Origin of the sequence: Arthrobacter wenxiniae (assembly GCF_013376105.1) — a bacterium.
In the GTDB taxonomy this organism is placed as follows: domain Bacteria; phylum Actinomycetota; class Actinomycetes; order Actinomycetales; family Micrococcaceae; genus Specibacter; species Specibacter wenxiniae.
Window position 1 is genome coordinate 40,209 of the sequence record NZ_JAAMFM010000021.1, and the last position, 23,073, is coordinate 63,281.

Consider the following 23,073-nt stretch of genomic DNA (forward strand, 5'->3'; position numbering starts at 1 on the left):
ATGCCGCCCGTTGGGACGCCATGCACGGCGACGGATGGTCTGCTGCGGGTGAGGCTACTTGCGGGCGAGGCCCACGGACGTGAATCCGCCCGGTGCCACGGCGACCCGGCCGGAATGGTCCCGCCCGTTTTGATTCGGGGCAGCGGGGACCGGCCGGCCCGATGCGTTGTAGGCGCGTTGGATGAGCTTAAACCCCCGGGGCAGGTCCATCCGTCGTTCCACGGCAACGTCGGCGGCACTGACAAAGAGTGTCAGGGGTCCGGCCGGCCCGTCCACCGCGACAGTGGATATTTGCGGTTGGAGGAGCAGGGCGTCGATCAGGGCGGGTCCGTCGCTGCGCCCCCTGACGGTCACGGCCCCGGCGGGCAGGGCCCGCGCCAGCGCGAAGGGGAACAGGATTCCGGGTGCGTCGGTGATGCCCTGGGCGCCTGCCCCGCCGTTGTCCGTGGCCCCCACATCTGCCGGTCCGGCCGTCCATGTTGTCGTCCCGGCCTGGGCAACGGCCTGGTAGACGATGGGGTATGCGTTGCGGGGCTGGTCGGCTGCGGGTAGGGCGATGGCCAGCGCCCCACCGGGCTGCAGGGCGACGTAGGCGCCGCCGGAAATGTTGGCTTCGCCCGTCCATGCCGATGCCGGTGTGACCACGGTGCCGCCGGTCACGATGCCTGATTCGGCCTCCACCACGGTTAGCCCGTCGACACCGATGGTCCTGTTGATGCCCAGCGCGCGGGCCTTGAGGCCGGGATTTGCGTCCAGGAGCAGCATGGACAACAGTGCATGGATGGTGGACTCGGCTCCGGAGTTCATATTGACGCGCCCGTCGCGTTCGATCCCGTCGACGGCGGTTCCCGTGGCCCGGTTGTAGGCCGGTCTTCCGCTCCTGTTTGCTCCGAAGTACCAGGCTGCGGCGATGGCGGCGACTTCCAGGAGGCCCGGGGCATTTGCTGCCTTCGCCGTTGCAACGAGTCCCTGAAGGCGGGAGTCGACGCCGTAGGCGATCTGGGCCTCGCCCGGGGTGGGGGTCCAGGCGTTGTCGGGTCCGCCGGCGGCCAGCAGTTGCGGCGTGAATTGCGCACAGTCACGCACGGCGGCCGGCAGCAGGTCCTGCCGGTCCAACACCAGTGCGGCGCCGGCGACGGCGGCGGGTGCCATTCCGCCCCAGGCATGCCACAGCGTACGGGACTTGGTCCATGGCAGAATCGCACCAAATGGCCAGATCCCCACACCTCCGGAGGACATGGCGGCAATGCCCTCGGTCAGTTTCCGCAGCGCCTCCCTCGCGGAATGGCTGTCCGGGATAGCCCGGACGTACGCTGTCAGGCCCAGCACGGCTTCGGCAGACGCGTCCGCGCCGCCGGTGATCAGCCAGGCCGGGACCTGGACTCCGTCTGCCGTGTCATGGTTTCCGTATTTGGCCAGGCATTGCCGGTTCAACGACGCCAACGCCAGATCGAGCCTCTCCTGGAGGAAGGCGGCAAAGCCGGCATCGTGGGAAGCGAAGGCGGCGTAGCCCTCCCCGAAGGCCCAGATGGTCCGGGCCAGCCAGTACGATTCGGCCGAGTCGCTTGGATCCGGGAGTTCCACGGGTTTGGCGCTGGGGGTGAGGGATCCGTCGGCCTGCTGCCAGAGGACCACGTTGCCGGCGTGGGGGCCCGTGGTGGTTTGAAGGTAGGCAAGCGTCCGCAGCAGTCCATGGGCCTTGTCCTTGCTGGAAGGATCGTCTGTCTGCTGCCAGTGGCGCAGGTACACCACCGATGCGCGCGCAATGTCGTCCGCGTTGAAGGCACCTTGGCTCCAGTAGCCGGTGACCGGGTCCTTCGAGCCGCCGCCCACCCGCGTGTAGCTCCCGTCGGGATGCCCGTCCGCATAGGTCCAGGGGGCCAGTCCCGGGCGAAGTCCATCCATAGGGTAGGTGGTGTGACCTGCCACCGGTACCAGCGGGACAGTGTCCAGGAGGAAGTTCAGATGCGAAAGATTGGCCAACGCCGGTGCGTCCGAAGGCGAAGGCGCCTGCCCGGGGGCAGCGGTCCCGGCCGCCGCCGTCGCCAGGGTTGCGGCGGCGGCCGTTGCGATCGAGGCGAAGGTGCGTCGGGAGAGAACAATGTGGGGATCCATGCGAACTCCTAAGTCGGCAACGAACGAAGATGGTGCAAGAGGGTGGGGCTAGGCGCGGTCCAGCCTGGCCACGCCGATCTTTGAATCCGCCATGCCGTAGAAGACGAACAGCTGGTCGCCTATCTTTTCGATGGCGGTGGGGAAGACGACGTTGGGCACAATCCCGGACCGTTCCTCCGCGGTCTCGGGCTCCAGGAGGGGTTTGTCGCTACGGGCTATCACGATCGAGGGGTCGTCCGCGTCGAGGATCATGGCGCCGGCGGTGTAGTTCACGTTTTGCTGGTGGTCGAAGGCGGACTTCTCCATGGTCCCGGAGACACCATGGTGGATCAGCAGCCATCCTTCGTCGATGCGGATGGGGGCCGGCCCCCCGCCAATCTTGAGTTCCTCAAACGGGAATTCACTGAGCGCCACCTGCTTGTGCTTGCGCATGTGGACCAGGTTGCGGATGTCCTTTTGCACATCGTCGACGGCCACGTAGGAGATCCAGATTCCGGGGCGGGCGTCCGTCACGCCGGCTGGAAGGTGGTCGCCCTCGCCTTCGCGGATCCAGCCCAGGTCCCACATGGGCCGGTGCAGCATCGCATACGACAGTACGCCGTCCGGGTCCTTGACGGGTTCCGGAAAGAAAACCGCGTCCTTGTTGGAGAACAGGTTCAGGTCCATGGACAGCTCCGCCTGGTACTCGAAGTGGCACGGGCCCAATCGCTCCCAGTTCCGCAGGTCTGCCGAGTGGGCGAAGGCAAGCCTGGGTCCCAGCGGCCCGTAGGCCACGTAGGTCATCAGGTGCTTGCCCAGGGACGGAACCCAGGTGAGGCGGGGGTCCTCAGTGCCGGCGTTGTTCCGGCCCCTTTCCCATCCCTCGTCGGGTGCCAGCACGATTCCCTGGCGTTCGACGCCGGACGGGACGCCGTCGTCGTCGATCGTCACCTTGGCCAGGCCCACCCGGGAAACGTTTCCCTTCGCCACGAGGCGGGGCAGGAGGTATAGCTCGCCGTCGGGGCCGCGCCCGCTGGCCGGGTTCAGCACGCCGTCGGCCTCGAACTCGTTGCCCGGCTCAGGTGACATGATGACCCCGGCCCTGGTCAGTTTGAAGGGAACGGTGGGCAGTTCGGTGATGGAAAGTGTCATGGGAGATTAGCCTTTTACGCTGGATCCAAAATCGGATGAAATGAACTGTCGCTGGAAGAAGATAAAGAGGATCACGGCGGGGGCTGCGAGGACGCAGGCGCCGGCCAGTATGGCCCCGAAGGGGTTGGCTGCCGTGGCGGCAATGTTGGAGATGTAGTTGGCCAGTGAAACGGCCAGGGGTTGCATGGAGGCTTCCTTGGTGACGAGGAAGGGCCAGAGGAACTCGTTCCAGGGCCCGATGAAAGTCAGGAGGATGGCCGTCACAATGGCGGGCCGGACCAGCGGGATCGCAATTTGCCACAGGATGCGCAGCTCGCTCGCACCGTCAATCCGCGCCGCCTCGAACAGGGTCGAGGGCAATTGCATGAAGTATTGCCGGAAGACAAAAACCGCAGTGGAGTTGATGGCGAAAGGCAGGATGATGCCAACGTAGTTGTCGGCCAGCCCGTAGTTCCGGACAATCATGATGTAGAGCGGTATGAGCAGGAGCTGAAAGGGGATCATCTGGACCAGGAGCATCATGCCAAAGACCACTCCGCGTCCGCGGAAATGCATTTGGGCCAGGGCGTAGCCCACGAGCAGGCCGAAGACCACCGTACATAAAATGACGCCGCCGGTGAAGATTCCGGAGTTCACCAGGCCTGTGAGCAGGTTGATGGAGCCGTTGATGTTGGCGTAGTTCGAGCCGGTCAGGTTGCCGGGCTTCGGGAATGCGCCGGCAACCGAGGTGTCAGGCGAGGTTTGCAGGGACCCGATGAACATGTAGTAGAAGGGGAACAGGAAGACAAACGCTCCGAGGGCCAGCAGCAAAAAGCTTCCAATTCCAAGGCTGCGCCGTTTTTCCGTTTGTGAACGGCGGCCCTTCGCCAAGGTCGGGACGGCGGCTTGTTCCGTCGCGCCGCTGGGGGTGGTTTCATTCAGCATGGCCTCACTCCTCTTTCCCGCCGACAAGGCGTTTTTGAATCAGGGCGATGAGCAGGACCCCGATGACCAAAACCACGCCCAGTGCGGCCGCAACGTCGGGGTGGCCCTGCAGGATGCCTTTTTGGTACATGAGGAACACGGGCGAGGTCGAGGCCCCGTCCGGGCCGCCGCCGCCGGTGAGCAGGTAGGGCTCGGTGAAAAGGTTGGCACCGGTGATGGTTGCCAGCAAAGTGACCAGGACGCTGGCCGGCCTGACGCCGGGAACAGTGATGTTCCAGAACTGCGACCATTTGTTGGCCCCGTCGATGGCCGACGATTCATAGAGCTCTTCGGGAATATTTTGCAATGAGGCCAGGTAGAGCAGGATGAAGAATCCCAGCTGTTTCCAGGTCACGTACAAGGCCACCGTCGGCATGGCCAGCCAGGAGTTTGTCAGCCATGAGGGATTCGGTGCAAGGGGGCCGAGCAGTGAGTTGACCAGCCCACCCTGCTGAAAGAGGAACAGCCACACCCCGATGACGGCAACGCTGGCCGTCACGTAGGGGACGTAGTAGCTGACCCGGAAGAAGGTTTTCAGCCGGCTGACCCGGTTTAGTGCGTTGGCCAGGACGAGCGAGAGGACCACCGTCAGTGGCACGTTGATGATCAGGAAGACCCCGATATTGGCGAAGGACTGCAGCACCGCCGGATCCGTGAGGATCGTGACGTAGTTGTCGAAGCCGACAAAGGGCCGATCCACCGCCACGCCGGGGGCCGTGAAGAAATAGCTGTGAAAGGAGATGTAGACGGCATACCCCAACGGAAAGGCCAGGACTGCCAGGATGTAGACAACATATGGTGCACTGAAAAGCAGGCCAAGTGGCTGTTGGCCAAGGATCGCATTTCGCCTGGCCCGGCGGCCGGGCCGGCCCGCCACACCGCGGATGCGGTTGGTGGCGGACCCGGCCTGTTGGGTTGGGAGTGACATGGTTGGGCCTGTCTGCTATTTCTGTGACGCGAGCTGGTCGATCTTCGCTGAGGATTCCTTGAAGGCGTCGTCAATGCTCTGGTTGCCGAAGATGACGGCCTTGGAGTAAGCGTTGCGGAACGTCTGCCAGATTTCGACCGAGTTCGGCACGTTCGGAACCTCAACGGTCCGTGCTGCCTGGTCGGCGAAGTTCGTGTAGAGCGGGTTTGCCTTGAAGTAGTCGGCATAGGTCGTGGTCAGGTCCTTGCGCATCGGCATCTGGCCGGTGCCGGTCAGAAGCTTGCCGTCCTGGTCAACGCTGGTCGCAAACTTCATGACCTCCCACGCGGTGCCCTGGTTCTTGCACGCGGAGTACATGCCGATGTTCTTTGCGTCGGAGAACGTGTAGGACTTCGGTGTTGCCTGGGCGGCCGGAACGGGTACGGCACCCCAGTTCACCTTGCCCTTGTAGGCGGCGATGGCCCACGGGCCGGCGAGTGACATGGCGGCCTTGCCTTCGGCAAACGAATCGCCCTGGTAGACCTCCTTGGAAGCCAGGTTCTCCTTGTAGAGCGTCTGGAACATGGTGGCTACCTGCTTGCCTTCCGGGCTGTCGAAGGTCGACTTGCCGTTTTCGATCAACTGCTTGCCGCCGGTGTTCGCCGCATAGAAGGGATAGAAGTCGAACCATGACTGGTAGTAGTCGCTGGAAGGTGAGGGCCAAATTGCTTTGGGTGCGGCCCCGGACTTCACCAAAGTGCGGGCTGTGTCCAGGAATTCCGCCTGGGTGGCGAGCTTGGGATGTTCAGGGTCGAGCCCGGCCTTCTTGAAGATGTCCTTGTTGTAGAACAGGACAACCGGGTTCGACTTCCACGGCAGCTGGTAGAAATTGCCGTCACTGGACTTGTACTGGTCCGCGATGGCGCCGGTCCTGCCCTCAATGTACGACTTGCCGTCGGGGAAGGCACTCAGGTTGACCAGGCCTCCCTGCTTTTCAAACTGGGGCACCGCCACGGGTGCCGTGTTGAACACCAGGCACGGCGCATTTCCTGCCGTAATGGCTGCACCGATGACTTCCTCGGAACTCTTGCCGGCCGGAATTTCCTGGGCGTCGATCTTCTGGTCCGGATGTGCTGCGTTCCATGCAGCCACCATCGATTTGCCCCAGGCGACCTCGAACTGGTTATTGGAGTACCAGATCTTTATGGGGCCCTTGGCCGTGAGCGCGGCGGTGGCATTGTTCCCACCGCCGCCACTGCCGCCCCCGCAGGCGGTCATGCCCACACCGAGGACCGCGACGAGGGACATCGCGAGGATTCGTGAAATGTTCTTTCCGTGCTTCATTGCATCTCCTATTTTGATGAATATACTTCAGGCGACGTGAGGTGATCTTGGGTGCGAAAGGCCGCACCAATCACCCCGGGGATGACTGATTTCAATCGGGACTGTTGGCAAAATCCATTGAGGGGGCGGGTCCCGTGGATCCGCCAAGCACAAGCTGTGGTTCGGGCAGGACAATGTCCCCACCCCGGACCCCATTGAGTTGGTCGAGCAGGACCTGCGCGGCGACCCGACCCCAGAGAACCGGGTCAGTTGAAATGGTCGTCAACGGCGGGTTGAGGAACGATGCCAGTTCGGTGTTGTCATAGCCGGTTATCGAGAGATCTGCCGGGACTGCAATCCCCTGGGACTGTGCAAACGACAACCCGGCGATCGCCATCAGGTCATTGGCGAAGACGATGGCCGTGGGCCGGTCACGACGCCGAAGCAGGTCGGCAGTGGCCGCGGCACCGGCAGCGGCTGTAAAGTCGGCCTCGACGAAGAGGTCAGTCTTCAGGCCACCCCTCACCATGGCCCCTTCCCATGCGCGGCGTCGACTGCACCCATGGATATAGCTTTGAGTTCCTCCCACATGGGCGATCCGCTCGTGCCCCAAGGCAATCAAGTGCCTGGTGGCACCGGCAATGCCCTCCGTATCGTCCATGCACACGGCAGGAAAGCTCGAGACCCCTTCGGGGCGGTTCAGGGTGACCGCCGCCAGCCCCAATTCCTGCATCAGGGCGATTCTCGGATCGCGAACGCGAACGTCTGTCAGGATGACGCCGTCAACCCGCCCATCCCTGGCCAGCTTGCGATAGCTCTGTTCCTCCTTGTCCTGCCCCATCGCCGAAGTCAGGACAAGGACGAAGTCATTTTCGACCAGGGTGGACTCCACACCCGCGATGAACGCCGGAAAGAAGGGATCCGTGCCGAGCAACCGCGGATCACGTGCCACGACCAAGCCAACCGCAAAAGCTTTCGACGTCGACAGGGCCTTGGCACGGAGGTTGGGCTTCCAGCCAAGATCGCTGGCCACCTGAAGGATGCGGGCCCTCGTCGACTCACTGACGCCCGCATTGCCATTGAGTGCATGCGATACGGCACCCTTGCTCACTCCGGCAGCAAGGGCAACATCGCTGATCGTGACAGACATTCCCACTCCCCTCACTCAGGTGACCTGAATCACTAAACCGGTTTCGTAGGTTCAACTAAACCGGTTTACAGAGTGATTGTCAATGGTCCGCGCATGGAACTTCCGGCAACCCGGGTCTTCGTACCAGGTACGGTTGGCGGGACTGTTGCTCTACGGGAGGAGCCGCCGGCACTGGGCAGCTTGCCCAATCGGTGGTTCGGGAAGGTACGGAAACCCCTGGGCAATCCGGCGCGACGTCTCATTAACCCCACTGGATGGCCTCGATGGGGCCATTCGAAGCGCCACTGGTTTGAAGGTAGGCGGGGACCTCCTGCCGCGGGGTCGCTCGCGTCCCATGACGAGGATGCTGGCGGCCGCTTCGACGCGGGATCATGGGCGAACGTCCCCAGCTCGGGGTTTTTGCCGGGGCGTTTTCAGTGCCGGCGGTGGGCGGAAAGGAGCCCGTCGCGTCCCAGGGTGCGTTATCGGTGGGACAAGCCAACGCGAATGAAGGGCGGCGGGTAGCGGCCGAAGCGTTGGCCAATTCCGGGCATCCGGTTCAGGATTACCGCGCCGCGTGGCCGCGCCCCGGTTGGTAGTCACCGGACCGGGCCAACAGGGTCCATAATTTAGGGCATGGAAATGGCTGGAGTGCGTCGGACTGCGCGAGCGCAGAAGGGGTGGGGCGCCGGTACACGACCCGCGTTGAGGAAAACGATGGCGGCGGAGGGGGGCGCGTTTGGCGAGGCAGTCCGGGCAGTCCGGGCTGGCGAGCTCGAGGCGGATGAGGCGGCAGACCAAATGATCGGCAGGATGACCGATCGGGAGGTCCTCAGTCTGCTTGACGGCGACTCCCACAGTCTGCTGCTGCCGCTCATCCCGGTGCTGCTGGGTCGGCGGCCGTTCGTAGCCGGGGCGGTCCCGCGGCTCGGCATCCCGGGCATCCGGTTCAGCGACGGTCCCCGCGGCGTCGTGATCGGCGCCTCCACCGCCTTCCCTGTGACGATTGCACGGGCCGCGACGTGGGACCCGGCGCTTGAGGAGCGGGTCGGCCACGCCATCGGTCTGGAGACCAGGGCGCGGGGTGCAAACTACTCTGCCTCCGTCTGCGTCAACCTGCTTCGCCACCCCGCGTGGGGCAGGGCGCAGGAGTGCTACGGCGAGGATCCGGTGCTCACCGGCCGGATGGGGTCGGCCCTGACGCGGGGCGTACGTGTGCACGTGATGGCGTGTGTGAAGCACTTCGCGCTTAATTCGATGGAAAACGAGCGCTTCGAGGTCGATGTGTCGGTCGACGAGCACGCCCTGCACGAGGTGTACCTGCCCCACTTCAAGGCGGTGGTGGAAGCGGGCGCCGATTCCGTCATGACTGCTTACAACAGGGTGCGGGGCGAGTACATGGACATCAATCGCCCACTTCTCACCGATGTGCTGCGTGACGAATGGGGCTTCTCCGGGTTCGTGACGAGCGACTGGGTGTTCGGTACCCATGACGCGGTCCTGAGCCTTCAGGCGGGGATGGACGTGGAGATGCCGCTGCGGATGCTGCGCGCCCTCGATCTGCCGGGCGCCCTCAACAGGGGCGACGTCGCCCGCGAGACTGTGCGGCGGTCCGCGCGCCGCATTCTCCGGACGAGCGTGCTGCATGCCGCGACGCGGGAGGCTGCGGGGCCGGGCGCCGCGCTCATTGCCTGCCCGGCGCATCGGGCGCTGGCCCGCCAGGCCGCCGCGGAATCGATCGTGCTGCTGAAGAACGAAATCGCCGGCGCCGCGCCGCTGCTGCCGTTGGCCCCCGCCACCGGGCACCTCGCGGTGATCGGGCGGCTCGCGGGACGGGCGAACCTTGGCGATCACGGCTCGTCGCGCGTTCGCCCCCCGTCCGCGGTCTCGCCGCTGCAGGGGCTGAGGGAGGCCCTTCCCCGGGTGCGGATCACGGCCACCTCCGGGCGGAACGTACGCGCCGCTGCAGCGGCCGCCGCCGACGCCGAGACGGCCATCGTCGTCGTCGGCCTGGACCAGCATGATGAGGGCGAGTCAGTCGTCACCGCCGGCGTGGACGTTGGCGTGCTCGGCCGGGCGTTCGGCTCCGGGCGACTCCGCGGGCCGCTCATGGCCCTCGCACACCTGGCGTCGCGGTTCGTCCGCGGTGGCGACCGCAACTCGCTCGACCTGCGCCCCTCCGATGTGCGCCTTATCCGCGCGGTCGCCGCGGCCAACTCCCGGACCGTCGTCGTGCTGATCGGCGGCAGCGCGATCCTGACAGAGGCGTGGCGGGACCGCGTGCCGGCGCTCCTCCTCGCCTGGTACGGCGGGATGGAGGGCGGACGCGCGTTGGCGAGCGTGCTCACCGGGGCCGTGGAGCCCGGCGGACGGCTGCCATTTGTGCTGCCGACGGATGCCGCCCATCTCCCACCTTTCGACAGCGCGGCGAAGTCCGTCATCTACGACGACAGGTGGGGCCAACGCCGGCTCGACGGCGACGGGCACGCGCCCGCATTCCCTTTCGGCTTCGGCCTGGGCTATACGACCATCGGTCACCGGCTCCTCGATCACAAGTTCGATGACGCGGGCGGCAGCGCGGACGTACTCGTGACAAACACCGGTGATCGCGAGGGATCGACCGTGGTGCAGGTCTACGCCGCTGACGTTTCCCTCCGCAGGCCGGTAGCCCAGCTGCTGGGCTTCAGGAAGGTGACGCTGCAGCCGGGTGTCGAGGCGACCGTCCGGGTCACACTGGACGCCGGACCCACGCTGCAGCGCGATCCGGCGACACGGCGCTGGGCCCCCCGCGCCGGCGACTGGGCCGTGCTCGCCGCCCAGCACAGCCCCGGCAGCTGGGCGGGCGCGCGCCCGTTGCGACGCCCTGGGCCTGGGCCGTTGACCGGCGGAGAATGCGCCGTGGAAGGTTCGGCGGGCTGAGATCGAACGGTGGGTCGCGCCGCGCTCATCCGCCGAGGGTGCGAGGGGGTGCCGAGAGGGACTCGACGCGAACGGGAAGCACGTCGTCGCCCCTCAGCATGGCGCGGAGCAACCGCCGCGCTTCCCACCGAAGTGACACCGGTGCCAGATCGCGGCGCAGCTCCAGCCCCCCGTCCGGACCCGCGTACCGCTTCTGCAGATCGCCCAGCTCCTCCGATCGCAGCAAAGCCACGGTGCTGCCGGTTGCCTGGTCGACCAGCCGGACCAGCGCGGATGGTCCCGTCAGGTCAGTGGCGACGACGCGCCGCTCGCTCGCGGCGAGGATCGACTTCTGCGCCGCGCGGGTCACGACCAGAGGACGGAACGGCCCGTCCAGCAGGCCGTTCAGCACGTCCGCCGCGGCGTCGGGGCACCCGATTCTTTGCGCCGCCGCCTGCATCCGCTGCAGGCGGCCCGGCTCGCGCAGCAACTCATCGATCTTCCAGCCGATCGCTGCGGTATTGTTGCAACGCACGGCCGCACCTTGCTCCAACAGGTAATCGCCGTTGCGAACCTCCTGCCCCGGGATGGGGTTCACCAGCACCATGGGCAGTCCTGCAGCCATGCACTCCGAGGCCGACAACCCGCCCGGTTTGCCCACGAAAAGGTCCGCGCGGCGCAGCAGCTGCGGCATCTCCGCCGTGAAGCCGACTACCCGGTAGCGGTCGCCGGCAGGCGCCACCAGCGCCTCGATGCGTCGCCGCAGCGCGTCGTTGTATCCACACACAATCGTGGCCGTGAATGGGGAGCGCATGTGCAGCGTCTGGCGCACGACCGCGACGGCGTAGTCACCGCCTTTTGCCCCTGCCGAGATCAACAGCATCGGGGGCTTGCCGGCATCGCGAGTGTGCACATCGTTTGGCATGGCCGCGATCGGGATCCCTGTGGCCGAGACCCGGTCGGCAGGCAGACCGAGCGCCGTCAGCACCACGCGCCCCTCCTCCCTGGCCACGAAGAGCGCGTGAAACGCGCTCGTAAGCCACAGGCCCTGGAAGTCGTAGTCCGTCGTGACCACAGCAGTCCTGGCATTGATCACGCCGCGAAGGAGAAGTGACGCCATCAGCTGGGCCGGCAGGAAGTGTGTGCACACGATCGCGGTGGGGCGGAATCGCTTGATCGCACGGACGACCGGGATGGCGTTCATCCACGTCCAGGGGTCGATGGGACCGCGGCGCCCGAACGGCGGGTCGCTGGCGTCATAGGCCCACTCGACCAGCCATGGCATCTCCTTGACCAGAACGAAGTAGCCCTTCCCCAGCACGTCGCGGTAGAGCGCGCTGCTCACCTGCAGCACGTCCACCACCTGCACCTCGACGATGTCGGCGCGCGAGGCACACGCCTGCTGTACCGCCGCCGCGGCACTGTTGTGCCCCGATCCCACCCCTGCGGTCAGGATCATGACGCGTTCCCCGCCAGCGCTGCCCGAACCCCGTGCCGACGTCCTGCGCTTGAAGGGGTGATGGCCGCCCGCGGCAGCGCGGCCGGTCCCGATGATCTTCCCGACACCGACCGGGACGGGCCCCCTGATGTTCAGGTCGCGGGCTCGACGGACTGGCGTGTCCGTCCCGGCGGCCTCACTCGTCCCGGCCGCCCGCGCGGGTTCGGCGGGCAATGCCGTCTGCTGCAGATCCGCGTCCCGATTTGGCGTGCTCACGCTGACATGCCCTAGAGTTCGCACGCGCACTCCCCTAACAGCTCATCAGAAGCCAAAACTACATCTGTTTGGAACAGTGCACTGAGAGCCAGTTTAGCCCACGAAAATGATCCACGTTCAGACCCACAAATTGGCAAACGGGAGGAAAGCAGGTGCGTATTTTGTGAATATCCACGCCCCTCTCCAAACAGCCGGTGACATGCGATCAAGCATGTCGGCGGACCCGAAAACTGCCATCAAACGCAGGATCCGCCGCTACAGGGCAGATCCAAGTCACGTTTACTCACATTCTTCAACCGGCCGGCGGGATATCCCCGAGATTGTGGGGTTTTTCCAAATCCGGACACATCGACACAGCCACCGGAAAGAATTAGCCCTTCAGTCGCCGTATTCCCAATTTTTGGGGACAAGATTTTGGGGACAGGGACCAATGGTCGTCCTGCGCGGCACTGGAGCTGTCGCGACGGTGGTGGCGCGGCACAGCAGGTTCTTGATCGTGCTGGGTCTGCCACAGGACAAGTAGGCCGACGGTCTCCCTGACGTCCTCATAAATCGGGCCAATGACCCGCCGCGCACAGCTCACCGTCTGCACCCACCCGCCGGTGCACCTCACCCACCCCACCCACTGCTGTAGCGGCCCTCAATGCTGCTAAGCCGGCTTGAAACCGTCGTGGGCGCTCCATTCAATGCGCCTTGTCACAAGGCACCGTTGGGCGAACACACGAAGGAACGCCTACAATCCCTGGAAGCCTCCGTGCTCGGGCACGGAATCATGGCCCGTGGGGCTGACCGCATCGATCCCACGCACTTCCAGTAGCTGTGGACCTTCGAGAGCCCTACCCTTGAGTGAAGACGACGAAATCCCACCCTCATATTTCAAAGTGGGATTCCGGCGACAAGCTATGGCATGGTGCGTTTAGGCTCTGTTGCGTACTTGACGCAACACTGCCATCACGGCGCCGACGACCAAGAGGATAATCCCGATCCAGAGCAGGAACATTGCAGCCTTCACTGCAATGCCAAGGACGAGCAATATGATTCCAACGACTATAAGTGCTATTACGATTCCCATTTCCCTAAGGTACAGGCCCGGCTTTGGTTGGGCAACCTTGGGCTCAAAAAACGCTCTTCCCGTATTGCCCCGGCCGTCGAGGACCGCCCTGCGGTGTTCCACACTGGTTCTGGCCCCCAGGGGCGCAACGGTGGTGTGTCGGTGCGGTATTTTCCTTTGATGTGTTCAGTGAGCTCAGAGCGTGGCCAGCCGGGCACGGGCGAAGCTGTAGAGTCCGTAAGCCATGAGGCCGGTGCCGACCATGACGAGGATGGCTTCCCCGAAAGGTAGTGCGGCCAGTGCCTTGAGGGCTCCGTCGAGTCCGGAGGCATCCTGGGGGTCGACTTTGACTGCAGCGACGACGAAGAGAATGCCGAGTGTGAGGATGGCGATACCCTTGGCCACGTATCCGGTCATGGCCAGTGCTGTGATGGCCCTCTGGGAGGGGCCTGAGGGGAGCATGATGTCTTCACGAAATTTTTGCCGGGCACCTTTGTAGATGAGGTAGCCCCCGATGCCTGCCGTGGCAAGTCCCACGACGATGAGCAGGGCCTGCCCTCCGGCAAGGGAGAGCAGGGTCGCGGTGGCGTGGCGGGTGGCGGTCGCGGAGTTGCTTGGGCGTCGCAGGGCGAAGGAGAGCGCAGTGATGGCCAGGGCCAGGTAGCAGGCGCCCTTGCACAAGGAAACCAGGCTGCGGACCCAGCGTTTCTTGGAGGATGAACCGATGCCAAGGCTGGCCTGTAGCAGCAGCCACAGTCCCAGGGCCGTCAGGCCGGCCACGGTGGCCCACAAAACGATGATTCCCCCCGGGAGCTTCGTCAGTTGCGCGAAGGCACCTGATTGGTCTGATTCCCCGCCGTGGTGAAAGGCTATGCGGATGGCGATGTAGCCCATCAGCAGGTGCATAAGTCCGCTGGCAGCGAACCCGATTCTGGCAATGAGGGTGAGTGCGCGGCTGTTGTGGGCGCGGCCAGCCACCCGGCGGGCCTTCCGGCCGGCCCTCATGTGCCGTCCACCTGGGGCTGGGAATGCGCGCCCTGGACACTTTCACCATGGACGCGGACCGTCCTGGCCGTGTCGATCGCCATGATGGAGCCCAGAATGACAAGCGAGAGGGCCATGGACGCCGACGTGTCCGTGATCCAGTGGTAGCCCAGGTAGAGCCGGCTGGCGACCTGCGCCAGAACTATGACGCTGGCGCTGCTGAACAGGACCACCGTGAGAGACGTCCTTTGGCGCCGGCTGGCGATAAGAAAAGCCAGGATCAACAGGAAATCCGAGGTGCCAAGGACATGGCCGGAGGGAAAGGAAAAGGTGCTGTCGGCACCAAGCAGCATCAGGTCCACCGGTGGTCTCGGATGCCGGACAATGGGAGCGAGGACTTCGGCCAGGACCACGCCGACGACCATGCCGGCGGCAAGCAGCAGCGGCCGCCAGGCGTGCTTGGCCAGCACGCTCCAGACCACGACGACGACAAGGACGATGATCGGCAGCGCTATGGGGCCGAAGATGATGGCCAGCGCGATCATGACGCCCGTCAGCGCCGGGGAGCGCACGGCCACGAACCAGGAGTTCACCGGCTCGTCCAGGCGCTCAAAGCCCGTGTGCGTCAAGACCGCGTCAAGGAGGAAAAGGAAGACGATCAATCCGATGGCGATGAGCACGAACGAGGTGGCGTAGAGCCGCTTGCGGGTGGGTGCCGGAACAAAACGCTCCTCGACGATGAACTTTTGATGCCAGCCAGAAGGCGGATGACCATCCTGGCCTGGCGGCTTTTGCACTGACTCGTCCTTGTGGCTCATGTGCTTCTCCTTCCGGGCCAGCTCCCGTGCGCATCCCCCGCTGACCGGGTGACTGAGTAAAGTATGCTGCGCTTCCGCGTCCCAGGGAACAACCGCCACGGCATTCTGATGGCTGGGGCCATCGGATCTGCGGTGACTTGCAGGTGGGTTGCGGGGCCCAAGTGATCACCGTTGAGCTGGATTTCCCGTGAGCGGTCCAGCTTGATTTCCGTCGACCTGTCCGAAGGGCCCGCCCCCGTCGGTTTCCCGCGGATTGCCCGTTGTCGCAGCTGCTCGGGCGACGGATGGAGGCTGGTTCTGAGGGATGCAACGGCGTGGGTGGAGTGTAGCCGCGATCATCGTGGTGTTGGCGGTTGTCGGGGGCTTGACTGCCCCGGGCGGGAGGCGTGGACGCGTGCCGGCCGAACAACAGGGGCACGAAGTCCGGGGGAAGGCAGTCCGGCAGGCAGCGGAGGAAGCGGAAAGGCCAGGGATCCGGGCAGGACAACAACGAGCCGCTGGTCGGGACCATCCTGATGGGCGCCGGAACCGCCGGCTTTGTGCGTGGACTGATTTTCAGCTTCCGCCGGCGCCATTCAGATTCCACACGCCGGACCGTCAATCGACTTCGATCAGCACTAGCCAGGTGACAGCGTCGTGCCCATCTGACCCGGATCCAGATATACCGGCGGCGACGTGAGGCTGGAGCATCGCGAGAATGCCTGCGGTGTTCCGGTCCACGCCGTGGTGGACCAGCATCTGGTGGAAGTCTGCGACGGGCAGGTTCCTGGACGCAATTGTGGTGCAGTGGGCTTCGGTTTACCAGCCGTGGCGCCCAGGACCGGCAGGGGCAGCATCAGCACGCCCACGACCCCGGGCTCACTTCCGCGGGCCTGCTCGAGCCGCCGGCCCTCCCCGTACAGTACGCCGTAGATGCCCGCGAAGCTCAACATCGGGCGAGGTAGGTGCGCTGGAGCGCGCCGTTGCTGGCGAGCATCCGCACATCCAGGAACGGCGAGGCGTGCCGGCGCTCCCACAGGGCCGGCGCCACGGCGAAGAGCACGACGACGGCGTCGGAGACGATGGGCAGGCCCGCGGCGTTCCCGACGATGCGCGCCTCGTCCTGCCCGGGGGCCATCCCGAGGATGCCCTTCTGCAGCTCGATGGCGGATGCCAGTGCCACCTGCTCGGTCTCGCCCAGCTGTGACTTGATCCGATCCCGGACCCAATCCGTCTTGCGGCGGCGCACTGCCTCGATATGGTCCCGCCCGACACCGGTGAGATGCAGCTGGCGCCGGCGGCCGTCCTCCGCGGCAGGGGTTGCAGGCACATGGCCGCCGGAGATGAGGGCACCGACAATCGCGCTCATGGACGACGGCGCGAAGCCGCCACGGGAGGTCGGCGGGATCCGGTTGGTTGCTCAAGTCTGCAGCCCAACTTGATCAGCCAAACTGATCAAGTGAACTGATCACCTGACGATGCACCGCGCAGGGCCTTCGCCGGCACTCCCCCTTGACTGGGTCCTGTACCCCACTACAGTGATTGCATGCTGGAATCACGCTTGAGGGAGGAACCATGACCGTCCGCGCCGACCTGAACATCTCGCTCGACGGCTACGCCACCACGACCGATCAAACCCCCGAGCATCCATTCGGCCACGACTGGGGCCGGCTGGTCGACGCCTACGTTTCGACGCGGACGTTCCGCGAGCGGGTGCTTCACGATGACAGCGGCGACGGGACCACCGGCGTCGACGACCGCTACGCGCAGGCCTACTTCGCCGACGTCGGCGCCGAGATCATGGGCGCCGGGATGTTTGGGCTCCACAACTTTCCGGACGATCCCGACTGGCGCGGCTGGTGGGGCGACGAGCCGCCATTCCGGGTGCCGGTGTTCGTCCTCACGCACGCGCAGCGGCCCCCGATTGAGATGGCAGGGGGCACCACGTTCGAGTTTCTCTCCGCATCCCCGCACGACGTGCTCGCCCGGGCCCTGGACGCGGCCGGCGGCAAGGACGTGCGGATCGGCGGCGGCCCAACGGTGGTCCGAGACTTCCTCAAGGCGGGCCTCATTGGCCGACTTCACGTGGCCATCACCCCCATCCTGTTGGGACGTGGCATACGCCTCTGGGACGACCTCCGGGAGCTCGAGTCCGGCTATGCCGTCAGTTCCGAGGTCGCGGAGAGCGGGATCATCCATGTCACCTTCACGGGGTCCGACTAACCACTGGCGGCGGTGACAGGCGGCGCGAGGGTCTTCATGTGCCACCCTCATGCTCCGCGGTGCGAGAATTGCGTTCATGGCGCACACTGAAAGCAACGGCCCGGCAGATCCGCTCCCGCCCTTGGCACCGGCAGCCAGCCGTGGCGGGCGATGGGCACAGGGGCTGCCGGCAATCTGGGGCGACGCGTGGGGACGGTCGGCCATCCGCTCGGCCCAGGCGCTGCTGGTCCTGACCCTGGTCGCGGTGGTCATCTGGGCCCTCACCCGGGTCCCCCTGGTCCTGACCCCAATAATGCTTGCCCTGATCCTGGCCTCGGCGATCAGCCCGATGGTCCATTGGCTGGCGCGGCACCGCTGGCCTCGGACCGTGGCCGTGCTGACCTCATTCGTGGCGATCCTGGCAGTGTTCGGCGGCGTCATCACCGGCGTCGTCTTCCTGATCAGGTCCCAGTCAAAAGACCTGGTTTCCCAGGCCGACATCGGCATCGACCGCCTGCACGGGCTTCTTGTCCAAGGCCCCTACCCTGTCACCGATGCCCAGATCAATTCGATCCGTGACGCCCTGCAGAAGTTCATCCTCAGCGCCACCTTTGGCAACGAAGCCCTGACCGGGCTGCGCGTTGCCGCCGAGGTGGCGGTCGGTGCGGTCTTGATGGCCGTCATCTTGTTCTTCCTCCTCATGGACGGCGAGAAGATCCGCAATTTCCTCCTAGGTTTCCTCCCCCCGGCCCAACGCACGAAGGCCCACGCTGCGGCGGACCACGGAGCCGTCGTGTTGGGCGGATACGTGCGCGGGACCGCCCTGGTGGCCTTGACGGACGCTGTCATCATCGGCGTGGCGCTGGCCATCATGCGCGTGCCGCTGACGCTGCCACTGGCCGTTTTCGTGTTCATCGGCGGATTCATTCCAATCGTGGGCGCCACGGCCGCCGGGACGCTGGCCGTTGTGGTGGCACTGATCTTCAACGGTCCGGTCCCGGCCTTGGTGGTGGTCATTGTCCTGATTGGCGCCAACCAGCTCGAACACCACGTCCTCCAGCCGTTCCTGATGGGAAAGGTCCTGCGCATCCACGGCCTGGCGATCCTTCTCGCCCTCGCCGCCGGGACCACGCTGGCCGGGCTGGTAGGGGCCCTGCTGGCCGTGCCGCTCACCGCCGTCGGCTGGTCGATCATCAAGGTGTGGACCGGCAGGACCACGGCCGCGGCACCATCACCCGGCACCCCCGCCCCGGGTGCTGGTCCCGCGGCCGACAGCCGGGAAACTGCCGCCGGTGTACAGGAATAGTGTCACGTGAGTCGAAAGGGTGGATGTCTTGTTGCGGTGGCGGGCAACGGCCAGGCCATTTCCCACCCGAGCCGCCCAACTGCCTGGCGCTGACCGGCGGCACGGCAGGGAGCTCCGGCGGCTGCGCGGGAAAACGCATCCCGTCCATGAACTCCCCCTGCGCCAACGAAAGCCACCACCGTCCGGTGGCGCCCGGGGGCACCCGGCCTTCACGACGCAGAAGTCCCCGCTGGTGGTCACGTGATGTGACCGCGGGACGGTGACACTTCCGTTTCGACCATCGTTGCCGGGCCGGCCCCCCGCCACGCCACAAATCCGCCGTTCCGTACACCACTACCCGCCCCTGCTCACAGAGGAAAGCCCCCGGGGGCTCGAACGCCTCGCGGACAACGACGCTAACGCGTCCGTCATGCGCCAAATGCTCAAATAACCGGGATGGAAATGCGCGCACGCCATGGCCAGTGAACGGTGGGTGTGTTTCGATGGAGGGAACGGCGGACGGCATGGAGCCGGGACCGGGAAGGAAGCGTGCGGCATGGCTGCGATCCCAGGACACCGAGTGGTTGTTTTCATCCAGGAGAACAAGACCACGGACTTCTACTTCCCCACCATGGCCGCCTGGGGCGCCGCCGTCGCCAAGCACGGCCAGCTGCTGGAGGCGCCGCCCAACTTCGACCAGCCCCACGACCGCAACGCCTGGGTCCACTACGCCATGGGCGACTACCCGGCGCTCGACGCGCAGGTCAACAATGACACGGTCATCCCCTACTACAGCTGGCTGGCCAAGCAGTTCGTATTCTGCGACCACCACTTCGGCTCGGGATCCAACTCCACCCCGGGACACATGCTCGCCATCGGGGGCCAGATGCCCACCCTGAAGAACCCCCCGTTCGTGGGCCCCCACCCGGTCTGGGACCTGCCGTCCATTTTCACGGCCGCCGAGGCCGGCGGCGTGTCCTGGGCCGCGTTCCCCGACGGGTCCGGCTATCCCACCAAGTTTTACAAAAGCCTGAGCGCCCCACCCGGCTCGGCCGAGGTCTACCCGCCCAAGGACTTCATCCCGATGGCCAAGGCCGGCACGCTCCCGCAGATCTGCTACGTCTGGAGCCCCGCCGGCTACGACGAACATCCGCCGCACGTCAGCACGCCCGACTATGTGACCAAGGGGCAGGGCCTCGTCTGGGACAGGGTGCAGGCAGTCATCGACGGCGGTGGCTGGCCGGACACCACCTTCATCCTTACCTGGGATGACTGGGGTGGCTACACCGACTCCGTCCCCACGCCGGACATTGAAACCGTGCCCGATGCGATCCACCCGGACGGGTTCGCGGCCATCGGCGGATCCCGGATCCCCCTGATCATGTTTGGCGGAAAGGTCCGCCAAGGCATCGACCCACAATGGCACTCCCACGCCTCGATCCCCAAAACAGTCATCGACCTTCTGGGACTCCCCGCAATGGGCGTTGCCAGGGTCGATGGCGCGCCCTCCCTCGCGGCGCACGTCGACGCCTCGCTCGCACGGCCCGAACCGCCCGCGCCCGGCACCGTCGTGGTGCAGCCGGCTCCCCCGGTCCCGGCCCCCGTCCCTGTCCCGCCAGACCCCTGGCAGGGGCCCGTCGCCCAGCGGATGCCGGCGCTGACCACGCTCGACGGAACGGCCGTCCCGGCTCCCACTGACGGAATCGTCCGGAAGAGCCCACCCAAACCGCCCAAGCCGGCGACCTCATAGTGCGCGGCGCTGCGTGCCTGCCGACACGTCCTGCGCCACTGATTGAACGCCCCCGGCCCGTGCGCTGCGCCGGCGCCCCGCACGGTCTATTATTCAAGGAGACCCCATCCTTCCGCACGGCCATTCATTTGCGCCGCATTATTGGCCGCCGCATTTCGACACAGCCCTTCGACACAGCATTGGAGCCCCCATTACAGACGTGACCGCCGCGCATGATGTCTACTACGGCAATCCCGCAACCGACGATGACATTGACCTCGTCGAGGAAACGCCGCCGTCCTCCGCCGCCCGCTTCAGGGACAGGTCCGACGTCGTCCGTCACCGTGGCAGGTACGTCATGGTCAACCGCGACCGCACGCCGAACCAGGCCATGGTGGAAGACCTGCTGTTCCTCCGCGGCGCCCTCGAGGCTGCCGGGCTGAACTACCTGCTGGTGCGCGGCAACGACGAACGCCCGGTGATCGCGATCGACTGGAGAGACCGCGCCGCGCTGCGCAAGGCCCTCGTTGAGGCATGCGCCGACGAACCGTTTTATGCGATGACCGTCGACGCCCGGAAGAAGTCGGCGCTGCTGGTGGCTGACGGGACACTGGCCAGGAACCGCAAGTCCCGGATCCTGCGCCTGTACCGGCCACGGTGGGAGCCCGACGGCGGGCTGGGCTACGGCGCGTCACTGGGGGTGCAGATCGAGCTGTGGGGCTTCGAGGGCGAGCAACTGGTGCTGCCGGTCGAGAACTCGCTGACCCGCCGGACGCTGCTGGCCCAGGACGCGGTGCGCGGCACGGTCGAAAGGTACGGGCACGTCTGGCCGACCATTGAGAACATGTTCGCCGACCACGCCTCCGACATCGGCTTCGACATCGACCTGGTCTTCTCCTGGGTCGACGGCAGCTCCCCCGAATACCTTGCCGCCAGGCGCGCCCGGATGGTGGGTGTGGTGGTGGGCGAGGGTGACGACCATGAGGCCCGGTTCCGCCAGATCGACGAGCTCAAGTATGCGCTGCGCTCCGTCTACACCTTTGCGCCGTGGATCCGGCGGATCTTCATCGCCACGGACTCCCCCACCCCGTCCTGGCTGGCCGAGCACCCGTCGGTGACGGTGGTGCGCAGCGAGGAATTCTTCGCCGACCCCTCCGCGCTGCCCACCCACAACTCACAGGCCGTGGAGTGCCAGCTGCACCACATCGAGGGCCTGTCGGAACACTTCCTGTACTCCAATGACGACATGTTCTTCGGCCGGCCCGTCAGCCCGGACATGTTCTTCACCCCCGGCGGGATCACGAAGTTCATCGAGGCGGAGACGAGGATCGGCCTGGGCGGGAACGACGCCGAGCGCAGCGGCTTCGAAAACGCCGCCCGCGTGAACCGGAAACTGTTGTGGGACCGGTTCGGGCGGATCACCACCCGCCACCTGGAACATGCCGCCGCGCCGCTGCGCCGCAGCATCATGGCGGAGATGGAGCGCGAGTTCCCCACCGAATTCCGTGACACGGCCGCCAGCACCTTCCGGGCGGCGGAGAACATCTCCGTTACCAACTCCCTGTACCACTACTACGGGCTGCTCACGGGCCGGGCCACCGTGCAAACCGGCGCCAAGGTGCGTTACATCGACACGACGGCCCGGGCGGGCTTGAACTACCTGCCCAAACTGCTCGCCAAACGCAACATGGACTTTTTCTGCCTCAACGACGGCAGCTTTCCCGAGGTGCCCGCCGCGGAACGCGCCGAAGTAGTGACGGACTTCCTGCAGAAGTATTTCCCGATCACGGCCCCTTGGGAAACGCAGCCCGCCACCGGCGACCACCGCCACGATGGGCAAGGCTAGCGCGGCGCCAGCCCGCGCCGTCGTGCCTGGACCGGGATGCCCGTGGTGCGCGCGGCATGGTCGGGAATGCGCACCCCGGCCGCGTCGAGGCGGGCCCGCGTCTCCTCCGCACTGACCAGCTCCCCGACCGTCGGGCCGGAACCCAGCGGAACGGTGGAGTGGACAATGGTGTGCTCATAGACGTGGACCAGGTTGAACGCCTGACCGCCGTCGCGGCCCCGGGTGCCGCCCCCAGGGACGTTCAGGTCCTGGGTGTAGCACGTGGCCGAGGCGACCGACACCGGGATCCCGGCAAACAGGGCGCTGGTCGAGTAGTGCAGGTGCCCGGCCAGGATGGCGCGCACGTCCGAGCCGCGCACCACGGCCGCCAGCCCGGACTGCCCGCGCAGCTCGACCAGCACGGCCAGGTCCAGCACGCTGGGCACCGGCGGGTGGTGCAGGGCCAGGATGGTCCCGTCCGGGGCAGGCGTGGCCAACTCCCCCGCCAGCCACTCCAGCTGGTCCGCGCCCAGCTCCCCATGGTGGAAGCCCGGCACCGAGGTATCCAGGGTGATGACCCGCAACCCGTTCAGGAAGTACGTGCGGTCCACGGGCGCGCTCTCAGCCGGTTCCCCCAGCAGGCCCGCGCGGAAGTTCCCGCGGTCATCATGGTTCCCCATGGCCCAGATCACCTCCGCGCCCATCTCCGCGCACGCCGGCTCCACAATCCCGCGCAGCTTGGCGTACGCCCCGGGCTCGCCCTTGTCGGTGAGGTCGCCGGTAAAAATGACGGCTTCCGGCCGGGCACCCGACGTGGCGATCTCGGCGAAGATTTGGCGCAGCCGCTCCTCACTGTCCACCGCGCCGTACAGGGGGCCCGGACCCCCCAGCAGGTGGGTGTCGCTCAGGTGAAGCAGGAAGTGGCGCGGCCGGGGATGCTCGGCCTCGAAATGGTCCATGACTGCCTTAATGGTCCGGTGGAAGCGGCGGGCGCCACATCCCTCTCATCTACCCCCATCC

16 protein-coding genes are annotated in these 23,073 nt (G+C 65.9%); 5 read left to right on the forward strand and 11 right to left on the reverse strand.

Going from position 1 to position 23,073, the window contains the following annotated elements; translation table 11 throughout:
• Positions 1–54 precede the first annotated feature (54 nt).
• The 6 genes from G6034_RS13420 to G6034_RS13445 all read right to left on the reverse strand — a co-directional run bounded on the left by G6034_RS13420 (position 55) and on the right by G6034_RS13445 (position 7,589).
• Positions 55–2,115, reverse strand: coding sequence for a hypothetical protein (locus tag G6034_RS13420; RefSeq protein WP_176635614.1), 2,061 nt, complete (start codon positions 2,113–2,115; stop codon positions 55–57).
• 48 nt (positions 2,116–2,163) lie between these two features.
• Positions 2,164–3,246, reverse strand: a complete 1,083-nt coding sequence (locus G6034_RS13425) for a glycoside hydrolase family 130 protein (protein ID WP_176635615.1) — start codon at positions 3,244–3,246, stop codon at positions 2,164–2,166.
• Between the two features lie 6 nt (positions 3,247–3,252).
• On the reverse strand, positions 3,253–4,170 hold the full coding sequence (locus G6034_RS13430; RefSeq protein WP_176635616.1) for a carbohydrate ABC transporter permease: 918 nt from the start codon (positions 4,168–4,170) through the stop codon (positions 3,253–3,255).
• 4 nt (positions 4,171–4,174) lie between these two features.
• The gene (locus tag G6034_RS13435; protein WP_176635617.1) at positions 4,175–5,137 is read right to left on the reverse strand and encodes a carbohydrate ABC transporter permease; all 963 of its coding nucleotides are present in this window, start codon (positions 5,135–5,137) and stop codon (positions 4,175–4,177) included.
• Positions 5,138–5,152: 15 nt separating this feature from the next.
• Positions 5,153–6,460 (reverse strand): extracellular solute-binding protein, encoded by a 1,308-nt coding sequence (locus G6034_RS13440; RefSeq protein WP_218063911.1) that lies wholly within the window; start codon positions 6,458–6,460, stop codon positions 5,153–5,155.
• A gap of 91 nt (positions 6,461–6,551) precedes the next feature.
• Entirely contained in the window at positions 6,552–7,589 is a 1,038-nt protein-coding gene (locus tag G6034_RS13445) for a LacI family DNA-binding transcriptional regulator (protein WP_176635618.1), read from the reverse strand.
• Positions 7,590–8,381: 792 nt separating this feature from the next.
• Between G6034_RS13445 and G6034_RS13450 the strand changes: the two genes are divergently transcribed.
• Positions 8,382–10,487, forward strand: coding sequence for a beta-glucosidase (locus G6034_RS13450; RefSeq protein ID WP_246295865.1), 2,106 nt, complete (start codon positions 8,382–8,384; stop codon positions 10,485–10,487).
• Between the two features lie 25 nt (positions 10,488–10,512).
• Here G6034_RS13450 and G6034_RS13455 read toward each other — a convergent pair whose 3' ends face one another.
• From G6034_RS13455 to G6034_RS13470, 4 genes are all read right to left on the reverse strand, one after another.
• Positions 10,513–11,925 carry an MGDG synthase family glycosyltransferase gene (locus G6034_RS13455; RefSeq protein ID WP_176635620.1) on the reverse strand — a complete coding sequence of 471 codons (1,413 nt, stop codon included), beginning with the start codon at positions 11,923–11,925 and terminating at the stop codon, positions 10,513–10,515.
• Between the two features lie 1,501 nt (positions 11,926–13,426).
• The gene (locus G6034_RS13460; protein ID WP_176635621.1) at positions 13,427–14,236 is read right to left on the reverse strand and encodes a DUF1206 domain-containing protein; all 810 of its coding nucleotides are present in this window, start codon (positions 14,234–14,236) and stop codon (positions 13,427–13,429) included.
• On the reverse strand, positions 14,233–15,033 hold the full coding sequence (locus tag G6034_RS13465) for a phosphatase PAP2 family protein (protein WP_176635622.1): 801 nt from the start codon (positions 15,031–15,033) through the stop codon (positions 14,233–14,235). Before G6034_RS13465 ends, G6034_RS13460 begins: the two co-directional genes overlap by 4 nt.
• Before the next feature lie 925 nt (positions 15,034–15,958).
• A complete protein-coding gene (locus G6034_RS13470; protein ID WP_176635623.1) occupies positions 15,959–16,381 on the reverse strand; it encodes a hypothetical protein in 423 nt (140 codons plus the stop codon).
• Positions 16,382–16,587: 206 nt separating this feature from the next.
• Between G6034_RS13470 and G6034_RS13475 the strand changes: the two genes are divergently transcribed.
• The 4 genes from G6034_RS13475 to G6034_RS13490 all read left to right on the forward strand — a co-directional run bounded on the left by G6034_RS13475 (position 16,588) and on the right by G6034_RS13490 (position 22,074).
• Complete coding sequence (locus tag G6034_RS13475) at positions 16,588–17,235, forward strand: dihydrofolate reductase family protein (protein ID WP_176635624.1); 648 nt, start codon at positions 16,588–16,590, stop codon at positions 17,233–17,235.
• 76 nt (positions 17,236–17,311) lie between these two features.
• Entirely contained in the window at positions 17,312–18,520 is a 1,209-nt protein-coding gene (locus G6034_RS13480) for an AI-2E family transporter (protein WP_176635625.1), read from the forward strand.
• Positions 18,521–19,055: 535 nt separating this feature from the next.
• The gene (locus tag G6034_RS13485) at positions 19,056–20,249 is read left to right on the forward strand and encodes an alkaline phosphatase family protein (protein WP_176635626.1); all 1,194 of its coding nucleotides are present in this window, start codon (positions 19,056–19,058) and stop codon (positions 20,247–20,249) included.
• A gap of 250 nt (positions 20,250–20,499) precedes the next feature.
• Positions 20,500–22,074: a stealth family protein gene (locus G6034_RS13490; RefSeq protein ID WP_425485529.1), complete on the forward strand. Its 1,575-nt coding sequence runs from the start codon at positions 20,500–20,502 to the stop codon at positions 22,072–22,074.
• Here G6034_RS13490 and G6034_RS13495 read toward each other — a convergent pair.
• Positions 22,071–23,012 (reverse strand): phosphodiesterase, encoded by a 942-nt coding sequence (locus tag G6034_RS13495; protein ID WP_176635628.1) that lies wholly within the window; start codon positions 23,010–23,012, stop codon positions 22,071–22,073. The two genes, G6034_RS13490 and G6034_RS13495, sit on opposite strands and share 4 nt — an antisense overlap.
• Positions 23,013–23,073 lie beyond the last annotated feature (61 nt).

What these genes read in the sequence shown, in the direction of transcription:
- G6034_RS13435 (WP_176635617.1), bottom strand. Translation starts at nt 5,137, where the DNA reads ATGTCACTCCCAACCCAACAGGCCGGGTCCGCCACCAACCGCATCCGC.
- G6034_RS13440 (WP_218063911.1), bottom strand. Translation starts at nt 6,460, where the DNA reads ATGAAGCACGGAAAGAACATTTCACGAATCCTCGCGATGTCCCTCGTC.
- G6034_RS13465 (WP_176635622.1), bottom strand. Translation starts at nt 15,033, where the DNA reads ATGAGCCACAAGGACGAGTCAGTGCAAAAGCCGCCAGGCCAGGATGGT.
- G6034_RS13470 (WP_176635623.1), bottom strand. Translation starts at nt 16,381, where the DNA reads ATGAGCGCGATTGTCGGTGCCCTCATCTCCGGCGGCCATGTGCCTGCA.
- G6034_RS13450 (WP_246295865.1), top strand. Translation starts at nt 8,382, where the DNA reads ATGACCGATCGGGAGGTCCTCAGTCTGCTTGACGGCGACTCCCACAGT.
- G6034_RS13460 (WP_176635621.1), bottom strand. Translation starts at nt 14,236, where the DNA reads ATGAGGGCCGGCCGGAAGGCCCGCCGGGTGGCTGGCCGCGCCCACAAC.
- G6034_RS13455 (WP_176635620.1), bottom strand. Translation starts at nt 11,925, where the DNA reads ATGATCCTGACCGCAGGGGTGGGATCGGGGCACAACAGTGCCGCGGCG.
- G6034_RS13430 (WP_176635616.1), bottom strand. Translation starts at nt 4,170, where the DNA reads ATGCTGAATGAAACCACCCCCAGCGGCGCGACGGAACAAGCCGCCGTC.
- G6034_RS13425 (WP_176635615.1), bottom strand. Translation starts at nt 3,246, where the DNA reads ATGACACTTTCCATCACCGAACTGCCCACCGTTCCCTTCAAACTGACC.
- G6034_RS13485 (WP_176635626.1), top strand. Translation starts at nt 19,056, where the DNA reads ATGGCTGCGATCCCAGGACACCGAGTGGTTGTTTTCATCCAGGAGAAC.
- G6034_RS13420 (WP_176635614.1), bottom strand. Translation starts at nt 2,115, where the DNA reads ATGGATCCCCACATTGTTCTCTCCCGACGCACCTTCGCCTCGATCGCA.
- G6034_RS13475 (WP_176635624.1), top strand. Translation starts at nt 16,588, where the DNA reads ATGACCGTCCGCGCCGACCTGAACATCTCGCTCGACGGCTACGCCACC.
- G6034_RS13495 (WP_176635628.1), bottom strand. Translation starts at nt 23,012, where the DNA reads ATGGACCATTTCGAGGCCGAGCATCCCCGGCCGCGCCACTTCCTGCTT.
- G6034_RS13480 (WP_176635625.1), top strand. Translation starts at nt 17,312, where the DNA reads ATGGCGCACACTGAAAGCAACGGCCCGGCAGATCCGCTCCCGCCCTTG.
- G6034_RS13445 (WP_176635618.1), bottom strand. Translation starts at nt 7,589, where the DNA reads ATGTCTGTCACGATCAGCGATGTTGCCCTTGCTGCCGGAGTGAGCAAG.